Raw genomic sequence first — 19,768 nt, 5'->3', positions numbered from 1 at the left:
TAGTCATCCAATTGATTTACTTATCAAATTAAGACAAAAAAATAGCGCAACCTTAAGCTGCGCTATTTATACGACCCAGTTTAATCAAACAAGGCATGACAGTTAACTACAAATGACTGTGCAACAATACCGAGTCATCAGGAACTTTTTGGATCACAGGCGCTTGCCCTTCAGCCAAGGCTTGTTTATAGCTTTGATTCATTTTAAGGGCGAGATACAAATCTGGCCGGATCAAAATACCACCTTCCCCTGTCTGCATGCCCGCTTGCTCAAACCAACTCAGCATCTGTCGTTTACGTCCCGCAAGCACTAAACGAACGCCACGTTTTTTAAGCAATTGATGTAAATCAGCCAACATGGCCATCACGCTTAAATCCAAATGGGTAAAACAAGGCACTGCATCAATAATGATGCAATCGACAGGCTCAGATTCCCGAATAAACTTTTCCAGTAAACGGCGCTTAAAATACGTCGCATTAAAGTAAGTTAACGGCGAATTAAAGCGATATATAAATACTCCTGGAACCGATTTAGCTTTACCCGATTCATCGACACTGCGGATAACGCCCTTATGATCTAAACCAAGCACTTGATCCGTAGGCCGCATCACAGTAGCGAGGAACTGGAATAAACCCAGTAATACAGCCAAGGTTATCCCAGGAATAACCCCAATAAACAACACAGAGAACAAGGTGATACAGGCAAGTAAAAAAGCAGACCTATCCCGCACTCGTAGATTCCACAGTGACTTTAAATCGATAAGCGAGATTGAGGCAATCACCAGCACCACACCTAAGGCGGCACTGGGGATGAACTTCAAAGGCGCAGTGAAAAATAGCGCCACAACACCAATCAATACCGCCGCAATGATAGACACTAACTGGCTCTTACCACCATTGGCATCATTAACCGCAGTGCGGGAATCCGCGCCGCTCACCGCAAAACCTTGAGATATGGCAGACGCTATATTGGCTATTCCTAATGCCCTGAACTCTTTATCGGCATCTATATCGTAACCGTTTTTTGCCGCAAAGCTTCGAGCCGTCAACATCATGCTCACAAAGCTCACCATGGCTAAGTTAAGCGCTGGTACCACAAGCTCACGGGCGATACCTAAATCAAATACAGGCGCTTGAAATGAAGGTAATCCTGAGGTCACTTCTCCGACGACGCTAATATCAAAGCTCGTCAGGTTAAACACCCAAACAAGGAAAGCTGCCATCGCCATTGCGCACATAGAAGCAGGCCATTGGGGACGAAACCGTTTCACTAAGGCATAAGTCACTAGCGTCACAATCCCCATCGTCAATGTCGGCCAATGGGTTTTGGATAAGTAGGAAGGCGCACCGCTGAGGCGTTCGATTAGATAACGCTCATCGAAGGTAAAACCGAAGATTTTTGAAAACTGTCCCACGATAATGGTAATTGCAACGCCATTAAGCAGCCCCATCAAAATCGGTTTTGATAGAAAATCGGCGAGCACCCCCAGCCTAAAACGACTCGCAATCAAGCACCAAAAGCCTGTCATGGCCGTCATGGTCATCACTAACTGCCAGTGCTTCATGCTATCCCCTGCAGCTAGGGGCGTGACAACCGCGGCGATAACAGCACAAGTCGCCGCATCTGGACCCACGATTAATTGTTTTGAGGTGCCAAATAGAGCATATACCAACATAGGCAATACGCAGGAATACAAACCCACGGCAGCATTCACACCTGTGAGCTGGGCATAAGCAATCGCTACGGGTAATGCCACAGCGGCAACGGATAAGCCTGCGCGCACATCATCCCTAAGCCATTGCTTTTCATATTGTAATAATTGCGCCAATCCCGGCATAAACGAAATCAAACTAGGGAACTTCACTCGGCAACCTCCATATACACACTATCAAGATAAGCAACAAGTATAACTGAGACTGAAAATGTTCAGCTAAAAGGTCATTACCTAAAAAGCCATCAATAGTATGTTGGTTATGGCATAAAGCCAATCATTACGCGAGTGTCTTCCTCAGAATATTTATAGGGTTAGGCACTTAATTCAAGCCAAGCTAGCGTAATATCATAGGTAATGACACTAAGAGCAAGCTGCCCATAAACCAATTAAAATGGCGCTTACGTCTATCGGTATTGAGTTTCCTACTGATCGCGGCACCGACAAATACCCAAGTAAATGATGCAGGAAATCCCACTATGTTGAACATTAATACGCCAAGAAACGCACTCAACCAAAAGCCATCGCCACTTAATGTAAAAGCGCTACACAGGGTAATCGTCGACATCCAAGATTTAGGGTTAATCCATTGAAATAATGCAGCTTCAATGAGCGTCATAGGTTTTCGTCCATCATCCAAATGCGTGCTCTGCACTGGCGACGTCACTAATTTGTACGCGAGATACAGCAAATACGCCAAAGCGAAATATTTCAATACTTGGTGCAATACCGGTAATGCTTCAAACAAGGTACCGAGGCCGAATAATACCGCAAGATGTAAAGAGGTCGAACCCAAGCGGATCCCTGCAATATGTGGCACGGTACGCAGCACACCAAAATGCGCTCCAGAGCTAGCTAAGAGAATATTGTTCGGTCCAGGAGTCATTGTCATCGTCGCGCAAAACAGCGCGGTCGAGGCCATTAAAGTCCATAATTGTGGATCATAAAGCAGTGCAGTATTCATATTCGCCTTAAATTGTATGCATACACTTGTTGACATAAAAAGATGCAATAAATAATATACGGAGAATATTAGAGATCAATGGATTTATTGTCATGGGTACAATCTGGACGCCAGACCTAACGACTTTTTCAGGCCCGAAATATCAGCGCTTAGTCAGTGCCATAGAACAAGGCATTTTGCAAAAGGTGTTAACCCAAGGCAGTAAACTGCCACCGCAGCGCCGTTTAGCTGATGCCTTAGGCATCACAATTGGCACTGTGACCCGCGCCTATGCATTGGCGGAACAAAGGGGTTACGTCGAAGCACGAGTGGGAGATGGCACCTATGTCAACGCCTCCCCTGTACCTGAAATGGGTAACGTACAATTGAATATGGCGACCTGTCAGCAGCCACTCACAGATCAAATCAGCACCCTAAGCGATTGCCTCAGCCAATTAGCGAAAGACCCCACTAAGTTGAGTCAGTTACTCGGTTATCGCGCCAGTCCATTAGATCAACACCAACAAGTGTTCCACCAATGGTTAAACCAACGCGGCATACAGCAAACGCCCGAGCAACTGGTCTTTACCCATGGCGGCCAGCAAGCCATTTTTGCCTGTTTGAGCGCATTTTTATCAACAGGCGATGTACTGTTACACGAGCAATACAGTTATCCAGGCGTGAGAATTTGTGCTAAACAGCTTGGCGTCACTAGCGTTGGTGTGCCCCTTACCCACGAAGGATTAGATCTGCCGTGCTTTGAAGCCCTATTACAGATCCACAACCCTAAATTAGTCTATCTCACACTGAATAATCAAAACCCCACTTGCATTCAGTACAGTGAATCACAGCGGCAGAAAATCCTTGAATTATCAGAGCAATATCAATTCTATATCATTGAAGATGACGTGAATTATTGTTTACCTGAAGAATGGCATTCACCCCTGTGGCAATTAGCAAAACAGCTGGCGATACCACGGGTGATTTATATTTCCAGCCTGTCAAAATTGTTTTCTGGCGGCTTAAGGCAAGGTTTTATTCTGGTTCCTGACCCCCTTATCGCCCAAGTGCGACTCGCTATTCATAGCCAATGCTGGATGGTGTCGCCGCTGAATATTGAAATTGCCTGTCAGTTGATAAAGAAAGGTCATATCGCTGCAGAACGAGATACGCTCGTACGTCAACGCCAACGTCACTGTATCGCCATGGGCGAACGGCTGAGATTAACCCAAACTTGGCGAGGGTTAAACGGTTGGATACAACTGCCAGAAGATATCAAAGCCCATCATCTCGTTACCGCACTGGCCGCAAAAGGCATATTAGTCCGTAATGGTGATGACTTTAATTGCCATGATAATTTTATCCGCTTGAGCCTTGGTGGCGCCGAAAACGAGACTCAATTCAATCTCGCGGTTGAATGCATAGAATCGACCATACGTTCCTTAGTGCAAAATGCTTATTCAGTAGTGTAATGACTGCTTGTATAAGAGCTAACTTTCTGCATAAACATGGCTTTCTAGCCAAGTTATTTTTAATACTCTTTTTTGGGCTGTAATCTATAGCTGCAGTAAGATTGGCCATAAAACTCACGCAGCTATGATGCCTTGAATGTGCTATTTGAGAAATATTCTTCAGCTAGTCAAAAAATATTTCGATAATAAATCTTTTGGTAACTTTAACTTATCCAACAGCATCATCACCTTCGCTTTCATGCTCTTCCGCTTTTACCTTTGCTAAAGCAGATTCTGCTGCTTTTTCTTGGGCTTCCCGCTCTGCAATTGCTTGCTGCACTTTGGCTTCTTCTAAGGCTTCAATTGGCAATAGACTGATAAGCTCAATGCCATTCGGAAATACGGTATCATTACCCGAAACAACGACGACCTTACCTTCTTTTGTCAGGTAAACCAGTGGTATTGCCGTCTCACCGTAACGTTTACGAAAATGTTCAAAGCTGAAGTTTTCGGTTAAATTCGTTACTTTAAGTTGAGCGCCTTTCGCCATTAGGCTGGCTATCTTGGCATAAGACACTGCATCACCAAACAAACATAAACGTTGCTTATAACTTTCAGAGAGCTGGTGGCGCGCACTGCCAACTTCGGTATTATTAAGACCAAAAACTTTTTTAGCACCAAAAAAGTCTTGGAAATGAAAGCTCACTAACGGGTTTAACTGTCGGTAAGGTGAAATAATCAACACGCGGCCAATTCCAGTTAAATCCATATAAGTTTCAGCATGTTCCGAAACAGGATTACCAAAATACACTGGAATATTATCCATACGCGCAAGGCGAATGTTATCCCAGTTATTATCAGCCAGTAGCACTTTGACATCTTTGGCTTTTAAAATTTTAGCTAACTCTCTGGAAAATTTAGAGGCACCAAAGATCAATAAACCTTGGGCAGAATCGGCTTTAACCCCAAGAAATCGTGCCCAACGTCCCGCCGTTAAACTTTGGACCACCACAGTGCCGATAATAATTAAGAACACTAAGGGCACAATTGCATCTGCGCCCTGCACATTGTTGGCTTCTAACTTGATTGCAAATAAAGAAGATACCGCCGCGGCCACAATACCTCGAGGGGCAATCCAGCATAAAAACCACTTATCCGCTTTCGACAGAGATGTGCCTATACCAGAAGCCCAAATACTCAGCGGTCGTGCCAATAACATGGTCACAGCTAAAACACCCAGTCCACCCCAGCCTAAGCCGAGCATGGCATTAGAATCTAATCGCGCCGCCAGTAAAATAAACAGTGCAGAAATTAACAGTACGGTTAATGTTTCTTTAAATTCAAGGATTTCAGCAATATCCACACCACGCATATTCGCAAGCCAAATGCCCATAACCGTCACAGTCAATAAACCCGATTCTTCTTGTAATAGGTTCGAGCCGACAAAGATACCCAGCATTAAGGTCAAAACAGCGGTATTACGCAGATAGTGTGGCAATAGGTTGTGTCTTAAGATTTGTCCCGTTAGATAACCCGCTACTGCGCCAAGTCCTAATCCGAGGGACAACATAGAGCCTAAGGCATAGAGCACATGCGTCGTTTGATCGCTGGCAACGGTTATGTATTCAAAGACTAACACTGCGAGCAGCGCGCCTATTGGATCAATCACTATGCCTTCCCAACGCAAAATACTCGCCAGCTGGGATTTAGGACGCACACTTCTGAGCATTGGCACGATAACGGTAGGCCCAGTCACCACCACTAGCGCCCCAAAGAGCAATGCAATTTCCCAACTAAAATCCAGTAAATAAAAGGTGGCCGTACTGATACAGGCCCAAGTGATCACAGTACCGATAGTCACAAGATGCGTCACCATCCGACCATGATCTTTGATTTCTTTGAAGTTAAGAGTCAAAGCACCTTCAAATAAAATCACGGCGACCCCGAGGGAAATAATCGGAAAAAGCAAATCACCAAAAATCGCATCAGGATTGAGGAATCCAAGCCCTGGGCCTAAAGTGAGCCCACATAGCAACAAGGGTAAAATCGCTGGTAACCGCAGTTTCCAGCCAAGCCATTGACAAAATAACGATAGCACTCCAATTAGCGCTAGCATGCCAGTAATGTGTTCAACCATATAAATCCTTTAGATAACTGAGCTAAATACTAATGAGCTTAGCTTTAATGACGCAGATGACAACAGCATGAACAGTAAGCTGAAATTATCTATTCGATATATCCACTGTTAAATATGACTCTTCCCTCATCACCTATGGAGAAAAAATCAAGAAAACGGAGCAATCTAGCGACATCAAGTAAAATAAGCTGTAGTACAAATCCGAAAACATCAGATTTACCTTAAATAGGGATTTAAACTTAAAATAGAAAAAAAGCCTTATCTTTCGACAAGGCTTTAATCATTTGATGAAGCGAAGACATTGATCAGCGATACACGCTAGTGACTTTCGATAATACGCTAGCTCAAACTTTTATCGTTATTAGGTGTCAACCATGGCGATGAGCAAATCCCTAATAACTAAAATGCGTGTGGTACTCACTTGATAGACACAACCACACTTATACATATTTACTGAATCCAAATAATAACGCAGGGGATAAATCCCCTGCTTAACACCATTAATCCCTACGGCTACCGTAGTAATCGTGCAGTTCGTTTTCCCATTCAACATCTTTCATATTGGGCCAATGGCCTTTATCAAACCCCGGCGCCGTTTTGAGTCGCTCTAATGATATGTCCATGACAAAACATTTTTGCTCATGATTAAGTGTCAGCATCTTCCAAGGTACTGCAAACAGCTTTTCTCCAAAACCAAAATAAGTACTGAACGACAGTACCGCATACCCGACGTGGCCCGTTTCCACTTCAAGCATAATTTCTTTGATATCCCCTAAGGTTTCACCAGAATTATTAACAACATTATTGCCGATCAGTGTTTCAGCGCCCATCAGATATGGGCCGGGTCCTTGTGCCAATGATGGAGAAGCGAACTGTGGATTGTTGTAAATGCCGTAAACATCGCGATCATGATAATTCATTTTGTTGACCTCTTTATTAGCGCAGCCCATGAAACTGGACAACGGAATAAGTGAAATACCAAACGTTGGTTTCGAATTGAACATGTCCGTCATTGGACATAAGTAGAGTATGCATCTCTACAATCACTCGCTCTGTTCGGCATACCGCTTATCAGGTAATGCGAATATAAACACATCGACTCGTCAGATCCCTGTAAGTGCGCCAGCGTACCGACATCCCATTTGCTACGGCACAGACTCATGTTACCCAGTGCAAAATTGCCCCGGTATCAGGAAGATTAGCCATGTCAATTGCGACTATTTTATTGATTATTTTAATTTTGTTATTTCTCGGCATGTTCCCCACTTGGCCCCATAGCCGAAACTGGGGTTATCGTCCTGGTGGACTTATAGGCATAGTGCTACTGGTGCTGATTATATTGCTGTTAACGGGACGCGTTAGCTAATGCCCCCATTTTTACTCTTTATCAAAAAGGATAATCTGATGAGAACAATTAAAATGTTAAGTATCTTTCTGCTGGCTCTAGGCTTAGTCGCCGTGGCCAGTTGCAGTTCTGCATACAACAAAGAAGGTACTGGCGAGTATTTAGACGACAGTGTGGTCACCACCAAAGTGAAAGCTGCCATTTTAGGTGATAAAAACTTAAGTGTGGCCGAGATTAATGTTGAAACCTTTAAAGGCGTGGTCCAGCTCAGCGGGTTTGTTAAATCGCGTGAAGATATCAATACTGCGGTAAAACTAACAAGCAAAGTCCCCGGCGTTATTTCAGTCAAAAACGATATGCAACTAAAATCTGGCGCACCTTCACCGCAACTAAAAAACTAGTCATTTAATCTCCATCATTCCGCAGCCCCGTTCTGATGCTGCGGCCCTTCTTTTTGCAGCAGATTTTCTGGTGCCAAGTCAATGCCACCACAGGTTGAACCGCTATGCCCACTCAACACCAAGACACATTAGCCCCACAAATTCAGAACCGATTAATCCGTCATCTGCCAGTGGTGGAACAAGCAGATTTATTATCGCAAGCTGAATTAGTCCAACTTAACTTTGCCGACTTACTGTGCAAGCCTGGCGAGTCATATCAATATGTCTATTTTCCCTTAACGGCTTTTATTTCTTTGATTGCTAAACTCCCCAAACATCCTGCATTGGAAATGGGTTTGATTGGTTACGAAGGTATGCTTGGGGCGACAACCTTGTTGGGCACTCGGCAAGTGCCTTCCGAGGCGATCATCCAAGGTTCAGGTCAAGCTTGGCGGCTCCCCATTGCAACCTTTGAAGGCTTACTCGCTCAAAATACCAATCTGAAGCAAATAGTAGAGACTTATCTATACACCTTGTTATGCCAATTATCACAAAATGCAGTCTGTGCCCATTTTCACTCCATTGAGTCTCGGCTAGCACGTTGGTTGCTAATGAGTCACGACCGAATTCAAACTGATGAGTTATATCTAACCCATCAATTCTTAGCCGACATGCTGGGTGTTAGGCGAAGCAGTATTACCGAAGCCGCAGGCAATTTACAGACCCGAGGTAGCATTTCATATAATCGTGGGCGGTTACATATTCTTGATCGGCAAGCTCTACTTGCCCGTTGCTGCAGTTGCTATCACTCAATGCGCACTTAAGTGCATATTTTCCACTCAACGATTCAAAAAATCTGCCATTATGTTCGCTACCGTACATAGCATAGGTGTTTCTCGCTGTAGCCTGAGTTAGCGACATCATCAAACAAGGACACGCTATCATAATGGACACACTAACACTGAAATCTGTATCAGAGCGCCCGCCACCGGAAACTCACTTACCGCCAGAATCCAATCGGTTGTTATGTGAATTGCCAGAAGAAGTCAAACAACGTATTTTCCCGCATCTGGAACTGGTTCCATTAGAACTCGGACAAGTAGTCTGTGAAGCAGGTTCAAAGCAGCGTTATGTGTATTTCCCGCTGGACTCGATTATTTCGCTGCTGTATGTGATGGAAAATGGGGCATCCGCTGAAATTGCCGTCGTTGGCAATGATGGTATGGTCGGCGTTGCCCTGTTTATGGGAGGAGAAAGCACCACGACTCGCGCTGTAGTGCAAAGTGCTGGCGTTGCCTATCGATTGTTTGGTCAGCGGCTTAAAGACGAATTTAACCGTCATGGCGCCCTGCTCCATCTGTTACTACGTTACAGTCAGGTGCTACTGACCCAAATGGCCAAGACCGCAGTTTGCAATCGCCACCATAGTATTGAACAGCAACTGTGTCGTTGGTTACTGCTTTCGATAGATAGGCTGCCCGATGATCGCGTGCTGATGACACAAGAATTGATTGCCAATATGCTCGGCGTGCGTCGTGAAGGTGTCACCGATGCGGCAGGCAAACTGCAGCGCATGGGAATTATCAATTACAGTCGTGGGAATATTGAAGTGGTCGATCGCGCGTTACTAGAACAAACCTGTTGTGAATGTTACGCAGTCGTTAAGCAGGAATCAGAACGGCTGATGCCACCTCAACAAGCGCAGCAAACATAAACGTACTGTGGATAAAAATACACATAACGGATGGCTAGACCACTCGTACAACAGCCATTCTATCGTTATCCCATATGCCACTTCAGTACTACAACCACACTGGTACTGCAGAGCATAAACAAAACAGGCAGTCATCAACCCTACACGCCAACATGGCGCAAACTGATACTGCCTAATATCCAACACATTATCTTTGTAATCAATGTATTATAATTAATCATATCGACCCACCCAGCAAACAAAAAACGTGCCAAGCGGCCAATATTGCCACCACTAATCCCATGCGCGCTAACGCACAGACGTTCAATATTTAGCAGGTCATGCTGAATGTACGGTTCATGCACTCTTGCACTACACTGGGTTACTTGAGGTTTATATGAAAAAATTCACAGAACAACATAAATCCATCGATAACGATGCACAGAATTCCAACACCAACAAAGCCAATCCTCCCGTCGTAGCCCGCAACCGTCAGATGATCAAAACCACAGTTGCGGATAAAGCTAAACAAGACGTGGATACCAGTAAAAGCACACAAAATAAGCGAGGTTGAAGAACTTAAATCAAACGACAAGGAAGGTAACTGGACTGAAAAAGAGCCAAATCATCACTCGTTAGACTAGGACGTGACGAACAAACAGGGAAAAGTTTCATTGATTAAGTGTAAAAACTAAACCTTGCAGTAACACACTGCGTTTAGCTCAAGCCGATGCAATCCTTACTGTGTCGGCCCTCTTTAACTCAGAGGAGTAGATCATGAATTTCCGTGGCGTCAAATTACTCACTCATACCAACTGACTCAAAAATGGGGCTATTCACCAGCATATTGACTGTGCATGGTGGAATAACAAACCTAAAGACCACACTCGGTGCACTGTTTCCGAGAAAGGAATTTCAAATGAACATCAATAAAAATCAACAACCACAGCAATATCCAATCAGTCTACAGCGAGCCAAGCACTTCTTATTGGCAGGTTGTATTGCAACAGCGCTCGTGGGCTGCAGTTCAACGCCATTGACTAAGACCGCAGAAATGGAACGGGCTGAACACACCATTGCCCGCGCAGAGCAAGCAAGAGTCGGCCAATATGCCTCAAATGAACTGGCACAGGCCAGACTTAAACTTCAATCTGCAAGCAGCGCATTACTCAATATGGACACTGTCAGCGCCGATCGTTACGCCATAGAGGCGAGCCTTGAGGCCGAATTGGCCCAAGCTCGCGCTGAGCTGGCACAAGCCAATAGCGTCAATAATGAAATGAAAAACAATATCAGCATACTGCAGCAAGAAATGTTGCGCCGTTCAGGAGGAATTCAGTAATGAAAAAACCTATCGTTTCATCGGGTCTGCCTTTACGTTTTAGCCGCCATCTACTGGCATATAGCCTAATCCTAAGCACAGTAGCAGCTTGTAGCAGTACGCCTAAAATAGCTGAAGGCATCGGTGATATCCGTACAGAACTTAATAAACTGCAAGCGAATAATGAACTGGCAATTTTAGCCCCTGCTGCCATTAAACAAGCTGAAGAAGCCGTTCGCGCTGCTGAACAACCGGTAAAAGATGAGCAACAATCACAGCACCTCGTGTTTGTTGCTGATAAGAAAGTCAATATTGCCTTAGCTCAAGCGCAGAGCCGCTTTGCCGAGGATCAACACAAAGTCCTCGCTAAAAAACGCGATGACGCCAGATTGGATGCTCGAACCACAGAGGCCAATCAAGCCCATCAAGATGCGCGCCTAGCCCGTGCTGATGCTGCAGATGCGCGTCAGGAAACGACCGAACTGCAAGCCCAGCTCACATTGCTGAATGCCCGTCAGTCAGAACGTGGTTGGGTCGTAACCTTAGGTGATGTTTTATTTGACACTGCCAAAGCGGATCTTAAGTCATCTACCAGTCAACATCTAACCAACCTAGCGAACTTTCTGAACAAGTATCCCGCGCGTGGTGCCATGATTGAAGGGTATACAGATAGCGTAGGCAGTGAGCAATACAATCTGGGTTTATCGCAGCAAAGAGCTGATAGTGTTAGCCATTTTTTACAGGGAAAAGGGATCCAATCCAATCGGCTCAGTAGCCTAGGTAAAGGTGAAAGCTCACCTGTTGCCAATAATGAGTCCGCCAGCGGCCGCCAGCAAAATCGTCGGGTTGAAGTCATCCTCACCGACACAGCACAGGCTCCACAGTAGCTATCACTTAATCATATTAAGATTTCAGCGTGATCCTTGAATCGAGTCTCATCGCTAATAAGATGAACGGCGCAGAAATTAAGGAGATCAGTAAAAAGCAAAAAGCCCCATTTTTCGATGGGGCTTTTGCAATTTGGCGGAGCGGACGGGACTCGAACCCGCGACCCCCGGCGTGACAGGCCGGTATTCTAACCAACTGAACTACCGCTCCAAATTCTTCCATATCCAAATATTTGACAGGTATCTAACCCACTAACCCCAGCGTGACAGGCCGCTGATGTTAAAACGATAGTCTAACCAACTGAACTACCGCTCCAAATTTTTCCATATCCAAGTATCTTACGGGCATCAAACCCGATAACTCCAGCGTGACAGGCAGCTGATATTAAAACAGGACGATAATTCAACATATTTATCAAGGCTCTGCTTAAGATGCGAAGAATAATACGGTTGAGCCCTGCAGGCGTCAACCGTTTTTTTACTTCGATTTATCATTTGATTAAAAAAAAGCCAAATCAATTGCAGACCTTGATTTATATCCCAAATATCGCTGCAACGTTCCAGTTCAAAGTCATAAATCAAACACATTAAGCAACGCTTGGCTAACGGTCTTTATCTGCTTCATCTGGCATAGTGAGATCGATTTCATCTAATGAAGGCGCTGCGGGTGGATTTGCAGATGCTTCATTCAATAAACGTAACTCCGCGGCAGCTAAGGCCTGCGCCAAACTTTGGCGCTTACGCCACACAATTAATCCCACCACGCCTAAGACTAACAAGATAGCGTTGACTGTAATGATCCAGAACATTGCATTTTTCTTCGCAAGCTCTTCTTCCTCTGCCGCTTTTTGTGCAGCAACAGCAGCCAACTCTTCGGCACTTGGTGGTGGTTCTGGTGGTTCAATTAAGTTAAAGAAAAGCTCAGGTAAATCCAGCACGATTTCACGACCAGTGACAGTCGTCGTCGCCACAAAACCTTTAATTCGATAACTACCAAACTCTGTCACTGTAGGTAAATCTAATTCAGAGTCAGGCTCAGTGAGACCATTAACAACCAAAGGCAGTTGCAAGCCAGCAGGGCCGACTAACTCAAAAGAAAAATGCGTCTCAGCCAGCTGCAACACTGTCTTATCCACGTGTAACATGACTTTCCATTGCCCTGTTAGCGGATCGTCAGGGGTAATAACTTCTAGATTAATTGGCCGAGGTGACAATTTAAACGGGAATGAAACCTGCCGTTCAAACACATTATTACGTGCCTGCACGACAAACTCATAATCACCCCAAGGCTGCTTTATATTGATATTGCTGGTAAATACACCATCGTCGGGTTTTTCATCGTAATCTTCACCATTGTCTTTATAGGAACCAACAATAATGTCACCCGCAGCAAAATTTTCATCGCCCGCCTTATGTTTACTCACAAAATGTGCCGTCCATTCGACTAAATAATCTAACCCAGGCATACGCACACGCTGCTCGTCACCCATTAACTGCGCGACAATTTTAACTTGTTCACCTTGGAAGATTGGCTGTGGTAATGGCTGGACTTCGATTTCGAGTTTAGAGAGCTTCTTAAGGGTTGAACCTGAGACAACCTTGCCCACCAACTGCCAAGGTCCGGGCTGTGGTGACTCAATGTAAATAATATCGCCCGTTATACCATCAACCCACTTAACGGTTGCAGGATGACGATTGGCATACCATTTACTGCCATCGGGTAACACTATGACCACGGGCGCAGAGCCATATTCACGCTCCACTAATAAGGTCATATTATCGACCATATGATCAATACGAAAACGGTTTTTAAGCTCGGAAGCCGTCTCCAATCCTACAATCGGCGTAGCCTTGGGCGGCTTGACGACTTTTTTAGCGGGATCTAGGTCAGCGGCCAATACACTCGCCACACTAAATAACAGCGTAGTGGCAAGCATGCAAAAAGCTAAAATGGGTTTATGGCGCGACATAGGCATAGTAATTCTTCTATCCTCTCCAGAGGCATTTACCTGATTTTGCGACTAAATCAAGGCGTTGTTCATGCATTGTCAGTTCATCGGCCGATGCGCCAATCACTTTAAGATTAAGTGATTGCGGATCAAAACGTTGAATCCCCCCCGCTTCCTGCCCCGCTTCTTCATTAGACAAATTAAACTTTGTCTGTCCGCCAGTCATGATCAGATAAACATCTGCGAGGATCTCGGCATCGAGTAATGCGCCGTGGTACTCGCGGCGAGAGGTATCGACGCCGTAACGCTTACAGAGCGCGTCGAGATTGTTTTTCTGGCCGGGATGTAAAAACTTAGCAATCTCTAAGGTATCGAGGATCTCACACATATCAGCGGTTTTCGGACCACGCGGCTGCAGCAGTGAAAACTCATGATCCATGAAGTTCACGTCGAAGTTCGCGTTATGTGCGACGATTTCAGCGCCGTCGATAAAGTTGATAAACTCTTGAGCAACTTGATGAAAACGCGGCTCTTTAGCCACGCGCTCATCGGTAATACCGTGAACAGCGATAGCTTCGGGATCAATTGCTTGACCTGGATTGATATATTGGTGGTAATAACGCCCCGTCAAACGACGGTTCACCACTTCCACACAACCTATCTCGATGATCCGATGGCCTAAATAGATGGCGCCGCTGCCCTGGTTCATACCTGTGGTTTCGGTATCTAAAATAACCTGACGGCTAGCATTAGAGATAATATTCATGTTTTTATGCGCTTCTTATGACAATTTTTAGTTATACTCGGCCGAAATTCCCGGCTATGGTAACAATTTGATGACTGAACTAAAACTGATCCACATCTTCACCGACGGCTCTTGCTTAGGCAATCCCGGTCCTGGCGGCTATGGCATTGTAATGAATTATAAAGGCCATACAAAGGAGATGTCCGACGGTTTTGCGCTCACGACCAATAATCGCATGGAATTGTTAGCCCCAATCATAGCGTTAGAAAGCTTGAAAGAGCCTTGCCAAGTCGTGCTCACCAGCGACAGCCAATATATGCGCCAAGGCATAATGACATGGATCCATGGCTGGAAGAAAAAAGGTTGGATGACATCAAACCGTACCCCAGTCAAAAACGTTGACCTATGGAAACGATTAGATAAAGCCTCACAGATGCACACTATCGACTGGCAATGGGTTAAAGGTCACGCAGGACACGCCGAAAACGAACGTTGCGATGTATTAGCTCGCACCGCGGCAGAATCTAAACCGACCCAACCCGATTTAGGTTATCAGCCTTAACCCAGTGCCACTCAGTGTAAACTCGCTAAGTGCGAAAAAGTAAGTTCGATCCCATCACGCCGAAGTTAAGCACTTGGGCGTGATGATTTATTTCACTATTCATCTCACTGTCAGCCCACCGTTAACATTTATGCACACTATTTATGAGCCATTGCTATCAAACGGTTTATTTCAGTTCCACACCTGCAATATTAAAAAAATTCTCACAAAACAGCACAAAAGCTTGACCTAGGGATGTCGCCTGACGGCTCTTATGGGTAATGCGATAAAACTGCCGCTCGAGTACAAGTCCCTCAATCGTGACTAACGCTAACTCTTTACGGCTGATTTCTTTTTCCAGCGCCAACTCAGATAACACCCCAAGCCCAGCACCTTGTTTCACGGCCAATTTAATCGCATCCGGCGTAGTAAAGCAGAATTTAGCCTCTGGCTGCATATCCAACTCATTGGCGGCATTTACAAAATATTCGCGAGTGCCCGAACCTTCCTCACGTAGCACCCAAGACAGGCCTTTAACCGCTGCAGGTTTAACCACTTTCCCCGCCAGAGGATGCGCCGGATGACAAAACACCAGCAGTCTATCCTTATGCCAAGCTTCGACACTCAAACGATTGTCAGTGCAATGGCCTTCAATAAAACCCATTTCAGAGCGGAACTGAGCAACCGCTTGGATCACATCTTGAGTATTAGTAATCGCCACATCCACATGGGTTTGAGTATGTTGCTGACAAAATGCCACGGCGGCTTTCGCCATTAGATAATTGCCGATTGTCGAACTGGCACTGATGCTTAAACGCCCAACCAGATCACCACCATGATAAGTAAATGCCTGCTCAATTTGTTCAACACGGTGTAATAGATCCGTTGCCAATGGCAGCAGTAAATTACCCTGGGAGTTAAGCTGTAATCGATTGCCAATACGTTCAAATAGGCGGGCATTTAGCTGCTTTTCTAATTCAGCCAAGGCCATAGATGTCGCCGGTGGTGATAAATTCACTTGTTCAGCCGCCTTCGCGACTTGGCCGCTACGTGCCACAGCCTCAAATACTGCCAGTTGTCTTAAGGTTATCCGCATATAAAAACCTGTACTTAAAATGGAAATGGCTTATCAGTTTTCCGAATGCTCTGATAAATGCCCCGAACGACCCGCTGTCGGCGCCGTGGTCCAATTTGTCTGCCGCACCTTACGTTTATCGCGAATAGGTGTGAGTGGCGACTCGAGTTTACGTGCCACAATCAAATACAAACTGCCCGCGCTAGGAAGCCATGACGCTAAACTCTGTTGAAAAAATCTACCTTGGGTAAACTCGCCCATTAATGGGTGATAGACCAAACGCTCATCCCCCACCACTTGATAACCTAATAAACCTAACCAATCTCGCACCCTCGAAGGCATAAAAAAACGGCCATTCCAAGGAAGACAATCCTGATATTTAGGCCATAACTTACCCAAAAATACCGGACTCAAGGGATTAAAACCGACGATAAAAAGATAGCCTCCGGCGATGAGGACCCTATCGGTTTCGCGAAGAATACGGTAAGGATCGGGTTCAAATTCGAGCAATAGACTCATTACCACCGCATCTATCGCCGCATTCTGCAGGGGTAAATGGCAAAAATCGCCTTCAATAGAGGCGCCTTTAGATGGCGAGAGTGAAAAATGATGGGCGACTGGCGATGCCATGCTCGACAATTCGGCACTCAAAGGCCCTAACTTTAATAAATGATAACCAAAGACTCTTGGCCACCAATCTTCAAGCTGTTTAGCGACGGCTTGCTGTAGTGCCTCACCATTGGGTAGGTCACTCCATTGTTCGGGCTTGAGCTCAGTACTAAAATGCGACACAGAGTTCCTCCGTTAGCTGGGTAGACAAGTATCCAATTGGGTCAAAGATGACCAACATTCTGCCACAGGGCAAAAGCGGCAAAGGTCGCCAAGGGCCGTTCACTCATGGATAATACCTTTATCTTCAAATTGAAATACAGACATAGGCAGTTCTATGCTCACTATAACAGCGATCAAAGCCTTTAATGACAATTATATCTGGGTGTTACAACAACAGCCCCATACTCAGGTTTATGTTGTCGATCCCGGCGATGCAAGTGTGGTCATTGACTACCTGCAAGCCAATCAACTCACGCTAGCGGGTATTTTACTGACCCACCACCACAATGACCATACGGGTGGCGTAGCAGCGCTTCAAGCCTATAGTCATAATAGACTCACGGTTTATGGCCCAGATAATGAGAAGATCGAAGGCATAACACATCCACTGCACGCAAAATCCAAGCCCAAATTCACACTGGAGTATCTCAGCGCTGATCTGCAAGTCTTAGATGTACCAGGCCACACAGCAGGACATATAGCCTACGTTGTTGAAGATGCCTTATTTTGCGGTGACACCCTGTTTAGCGGCGGCTGCGGACGCTTATTTGAAGGCACGCCAGCGCAAATGCTCAACTCACTACAGCAACTTGCCCAGCTTCCCGCCGACACTCGGGTTTATTGTGCCCATGAGTACACACTTTCAAACCTCAAATTTGCCCTCGCGGTCAATCCCAACAATCGCGAGCTCCAAGACTATAACGAACGCGCGATGCAGTTACGTCGCCAAGACAAAGCGACAGTTCCCTCCACCATCGCCTTAGAACGCGCCATCAATCCCTTTTTACGCCCAAGCGACACTGAAATTGTCGATAACATAAAACAGCATTTTAGCGATCTAAATCACGCAAATTTAGACGAACTCAGCGGTTTTACCTTACTCAGACAGTGGAAAGATAATTTTTGATCACAAAAGCAATATTATAGATTGAAATTCAAACAGTTTTTCTCATTTTTGATGATGTAAGTCAAAAATGGCCTTACATTATGTACGATAATTAAGGGACAAGATCGAAAAGATCCCATAGAATGGCTCGTTTTGCGTGAAAACTTTGCGCGCTGCGTCGTCTTTATCTTCATATAAAACATACTGTTACTATAAAGAAAAGCGATGCACTAACAGAGGACTACCGTTTTCAATGAGAGTATCACTTTATGTTGTTGTAGGGGGATTTGCCCTACTCACAGGCTGTCAAACATTAGACAACCATGGCGTTAACCAAACAGAAGTTGAAGCCGTCACAACCGAAAATACAGTCCCAGAATATTACCTCGCAACCGAGGCTCCATCGGCGCAAATTACCGATGTGTGGGAGCGAATTCGTCAGGGCATGCAGTTACCGGTTCCAGATCAAAAGTTGGTGAATCAATATCGTGATTGGTACATCAAAAATCCACAGCATCTGGCGATCATCTCGGAACGTGCTGCACCTTATATGTACATGATTGTAGAAGAACTTGAAAAGCGTCATCTTCCTATTGAGATAGCTTTGTTACCCATAATTGAAAGTGCCTTTGATCCTTCCGCATCATCGACTGGCGCGGCATCGGGTCTGTGGCAATTTACCACACCTATGGCCAGTCATTTCGGTTTAGAAATGAACTGGTGGTATGACGGTCGCCGTGATGTCCCCGCATCAACGACTGCGGCGCTCGATATGCTGGAATACCTCTACGATAAAACCAATAACAATTGGCTTTATGCTATTGCTGCCTATAACTCGGGTGAATCACGGGTGCTCAATGCAATCAAACGTAACGAGAAAAAAGGCTTAAAAACGGATTTTTGGTCATTGGATTTGCCCAGAGAGACAGAACGCTATGTGCCGCAACTGCTCGCACTGGCAGAAGTCATTAAACACGCTGATGAATATGGCATATCTTTAGCGCCAATCGACAACAATCCCACTATTGAAGTGGTTGATATTGATAGTCAAATTGATTTAGCCATGGCGGCAGGTTTTGCCAATATGACCACGCTTGAGTTACAAAAACTCAACCCAGGTTATAACCGCTGGGCTACATCGCCACTTGGTCCGCACACCTTAGTGCTACCAATTGATAAATCGGAAGAATTTAAAAAGGCGCTCGCTGAAACAGAAACCGAAGATAGGATCAGCTGGTTACGTTACACGATCAAATCTGGCGATAGCATTGGCAAAATTGCTACGCAGCACCATACTACCGTTGCCGCTATTCGCGCCGCCAACGGCATGAAAAGCAACACGATCGTCGCAGGCAAGCATTTGATTATTCCTGTCGATGCGCAAGACAAGCAGCTTTATGCCCTGTCAACTAAGCAGCAATTGCCGAAAAAATCACATGCTGCAGTTGAATCAACAAAAATTGCTTATCAGGTTAAGTCAGGAGACACACTCTCAGAAATAGCCCAAGCCCATAAAGTGACGGTGAAACAACTCAGCACTTGGAACAAATTGGCTAAGAATAGCAAGCTACAAAACGGTCAGAAGTTAGTGATCTTAGCACCAAAGGAGCTTGAGCAAACCGCGCAAATTCGTACTGTTAGTTACAAGGTAAAATCCGGTGATTCACTTGCCCGTATCGCCAATAAATTTAACGTAACTGTTGCCGAGCTACTCGAGTGGAATAGCCTAGCGCAATCACAGTATTTACAACCAGGCCAAGTGATCAAATTAGTGGTTGATGAAACTAAGTTGAGTGCGTAAGGACTAAACTAGCACATAGTTCGAACGGATTAGTGCTATAAATCCTAAGCAAAATTGAGCCATAGATAACAA

The 19,768-nt window shown here is 45.2% G+C and carries 19 protein-coding genes and 1 tRNA gene; 11 read left to right on the top strand and 9 right to left on the bottom strand.

The window, feature by feature from the left end; all coding sequences use genetic code 11:
• Positions 1-106 precede the first annotated feature (106 nt).
• Together L5M51_RS02135 and L5M51_RS02130 are read right to left on the bottom strand one after the other, a co-directional pair.
• A complete protein-coding gene (locus L5M51_RS02135) occupies positions 107-1,864 on the bottom strand; it encodes a SulP family inorganic anion transporter (protein ID WP_263171377.1) in 1,758 nt (585 codons plus the stop codon).
• Between the two features lie 184 nt (positions 1,865-2,048).
• Positions 2,049-2,675, bottom strand: a complete 627-nt coding sequence (locus L5M51_RS02130; RefSeq protein ID WP_219233654.1) for a LysE family translocator — start codon at positions 2,673-2,675, stop codon at positions 2,049-2,051.
• A gap of 92 nt (positions 2,676-2,767) precedes the next feature.
• On the opposite strand from L5M51_RS02130, the gene L5M51_RS02125 reads away from it, so the two are divergent.
• Positions 2,768-4,126, top strand: coding sequence for a PLP-dependent aminotransferase family protein (locus L5M51_RS02125; protein WP_263171374.1), 1,359 nt, complete (start codon positions 2,768-2,770; stop codon positions 4,124-4,126).
• 208 nt (positions 4,127-4,334) lie between these two features.
• Here the strand turns inward: L5M51_RS02125 and L5M51_RS02120 are convergent, their stop codons facing one another.
• Both L5M51_RS02120 and L5M51_RS02115 read right to left on the bottom strand, forming a co-directional pair.
• A complete protein-coding gene (locus L5M51_RS02120) occupies positions 4,335-6,242 on the bottom strand; it encodes a cation:proton antiporter (protein ID WP_173496653.1) in 1,908 nt (635 codons plus the stop codon).
• 500 nt (positions 6,243-6,742) lie between these two features.
• Positions 6,743-7,162 carry a PRC-barrel domain-containing protein gene (locus L5M51_RS02115; RefSeq protein ID WP_028760076.1) on the bottom strand — a complete coding sequence of 140 codons (420 nt, stop codon included), beginning with the start codon at positions 7,160-7,162 and terminating at the stop codon, positions 6,743-6,745.
• A gap of 284 nt (positions 7,163-7,446) precedes the next feature.
• Here L5M51_RS02115 and L5M51_RS02110 point away from each other — a divergent pair, with 284 nt between their 5' ends.
• The 7 genes from L5M51_RS02110 (at position 7,447) to L5M51_RS02080 (ending at position 11,868) form a co-directional block, all read left to right on the top strand.
• The gene (locus L5M51_RS02110; RefSeq protein WP_263171372.1) at positions 7,447-7,608 is read left to right on the top strand and encodes a DUF3309 domain-containing protein; all 162 of its coding nucleotides are present in this window, start codon (positions 7,447-7,449) and stop codon (positions 7,606-7,608) included.
• A 38-nt stretch (positions 7,609-7,646) separates the two neighbouring features.
• Positions 7,647-7,988, top strand: coding sequence for a BON domain-containing protein (locus L5M51_RS02105; RefSeq protein ID WP_028760077.1), 342 nt, complete (start codon positions 7,647-7,649; stop codon positions 7,986-7,988).
• Positions 7,989-8,092: 104 nt separating this feature from the next.
• On the top strand, positions 8,093-8,791 hold the full coding sequence (locus tag L5M51_RS02100; RefSeq protein ID WP_263145835.1) for a Crp/Fnr family transcriptional regulator: 699 nt from the start codon (positions 8,093-8,095) through the stop codon (positions 8,789-8,791).
• A gap of 122 nt (positions 8,792-8,913) precedes the next feature.
• Entirely contained in the window at positions 8,914-9,681 is a 768-nt protein-coding gene (locus tag L5M51_RS02095) for a Crp/Fnr family transcriptional regulator (RefSeq protein WP_263171369.1), read from the top strand.
• A gap of 376 nt (positions 9,682-10,057) precedes the next feature.
• On the top strand, positions 10,058-10,234 hold the full coding sequence (locus L5M51_RS02090) for a hypothetical protein (protein WP_258547609.1): 177 nt from the start codon (positions 10,058-10,060) through the stop codon (positions 10,232-10,234).
• A gap of 345 nt (positions 10,235-10,579) precedes the next feature.
• Positions 10,580-11,002 carry a DUF4398 domain-containing protein gene (locus L5M51_RS02085; protein WP_219254834.1) on the top strand — a complete coding sequence of 141 codons (423 nt, stop codon included), beginning with the start codon at positions 10,580-10,582 and terminating at the stop codon, positions 11,000-11,002.
• Positions 11,002-11,868, top strand: coding sequence for an OmpA family protein (locus L5M51_RS02080; RefSeq protein WP_113939593.1), 867 nt, complete (start codon positions 11,002-11,004; stop codon positions 11,866-11,868). The genes L5M51_RS02085 and L5M51_RS02080 overlap by 1 nt, the downstream gene beginning before the upstream one ends.
• Positions 11,869-12,002: 134 nt before the next feature.
• Here L5M51_RS02080 and L5M51_RS02075 read toward each other — a convergent pair.
• The 3 genes from L5M51_RS02075 to dnaQ form a co-directional block, all read right to left on the bottom strand.
• Positions 12,003-12,079, bottom strand: a tRNA-Asp gene (locus L5M51_RS02075).
• 391 nt (positions 12,080-12,470) lie between these two features.
• Positions 12,471-13,844, bottom strand: coding sequence for a TIGR03503 family protein (locus tag L5M51_RS02070; protein ID WP_263171367.1), 1,374 nt, complete (start codon positions 13,842-13,844; stop codon positions 12,471-12,473).
• Between the two features lie 10 nt (positions 13,845-13,854).
• Positions 13,855-14,583: a DNA polymerase III subunit epsilon gene (gene dnaQ / locus L5M51_RS02065; RefSeq protein ID WP_263171366.1), complete on the bottom strand. Its 729-nt coding sequence runs from the start codon at positions 14,581-14,583 to the stop codon at positions 13,855-13,857.
• A gap of 70 nt (positions 14,584-14,653) precedes the next feature.
• On the opposite strand from dnaQ, the gene rnhA reads away from it, so the two are divergent.
• A complete protein-coding gene (gene rnhA / locus L5M51_RS02060) occupies positions 14,654-15,124 on the top strand; it encodes a ribonuclease HI (protein ID WP_006081489.1) in 471 nt (156 codons plus the stop codon).
• Positions 15,125-15,290: 166 nt separating this feature from the next.
• On the opposite strand, the gene L5M51_RS02055 is transcribed toward rnhA, so the two are convergent.
• Both L5M51_RS02055 and L5M51_RS02050 read right to left on the bottom strand, forming a co-directional pair.
• Positions 15,291-16,199, bottom strand: coding sequence for a LysR substrate-binding domain-containing protein (locus L5M51_RS02055; protein WP_105252337.1), 909 nt, complete (start codon positions 16,197-16,199; stop codon positions 15,291-15,293).
• 33 nt (positions 16,200-16,232) lie between these two features.
• Positions 16,233-16,970 (bottom strand): class I SAM-dependent methyltransferase, encoded by a 738-nt coding sequence (locus L5M51_RS02050; protein WP_105252336.1) that lies wholly within the window; start codon positions 16,968-16,970, stop codon positions 16,233-16,235.
• A gap of 154 nt (positions 16,971-17,124) precedes the next feature.
• Between L5M51_RS02050 and gloB the strand changes: the two genes are divergently transcribed.
• Entirely contained in the window at positions 17,125-17,916 is a 792-nt protein-coding gene (gene gloB / locus L5M51_RS02045; protein WP_263171363.1) for a hydroxyacylglutathione hydrolase, read from the top strand.
• Between the two features lie 232 nt (positions 17,917-18,148).
• Positions 18,149-19,696, top strand: coding sequence for a LysM peptidoglycan-binding domain-containing protein (locus L5M51_RS02040; protein ID WP_028760089.1), 1,548 nt, complete (start codon positions 18,149-18,151; stop codon positions 19,694-19,696).
• Positions 19,697-19,768: the final 72 nt, after the last annotated feature.

This window comes from Shewanella sp. SM73 (assembly GCF_025653795.1).
Taxonomy (GTDB): domain Bacteria; phylum Pseudomonadota; class Gammaproteobacteria; order Enterobacterales; family Shewanellaceae; genus Shewanella; species Shewanella oncorhynchi.
This window is presented reverse-complemented; position numbering and strand designations above follow the sequence as displayed.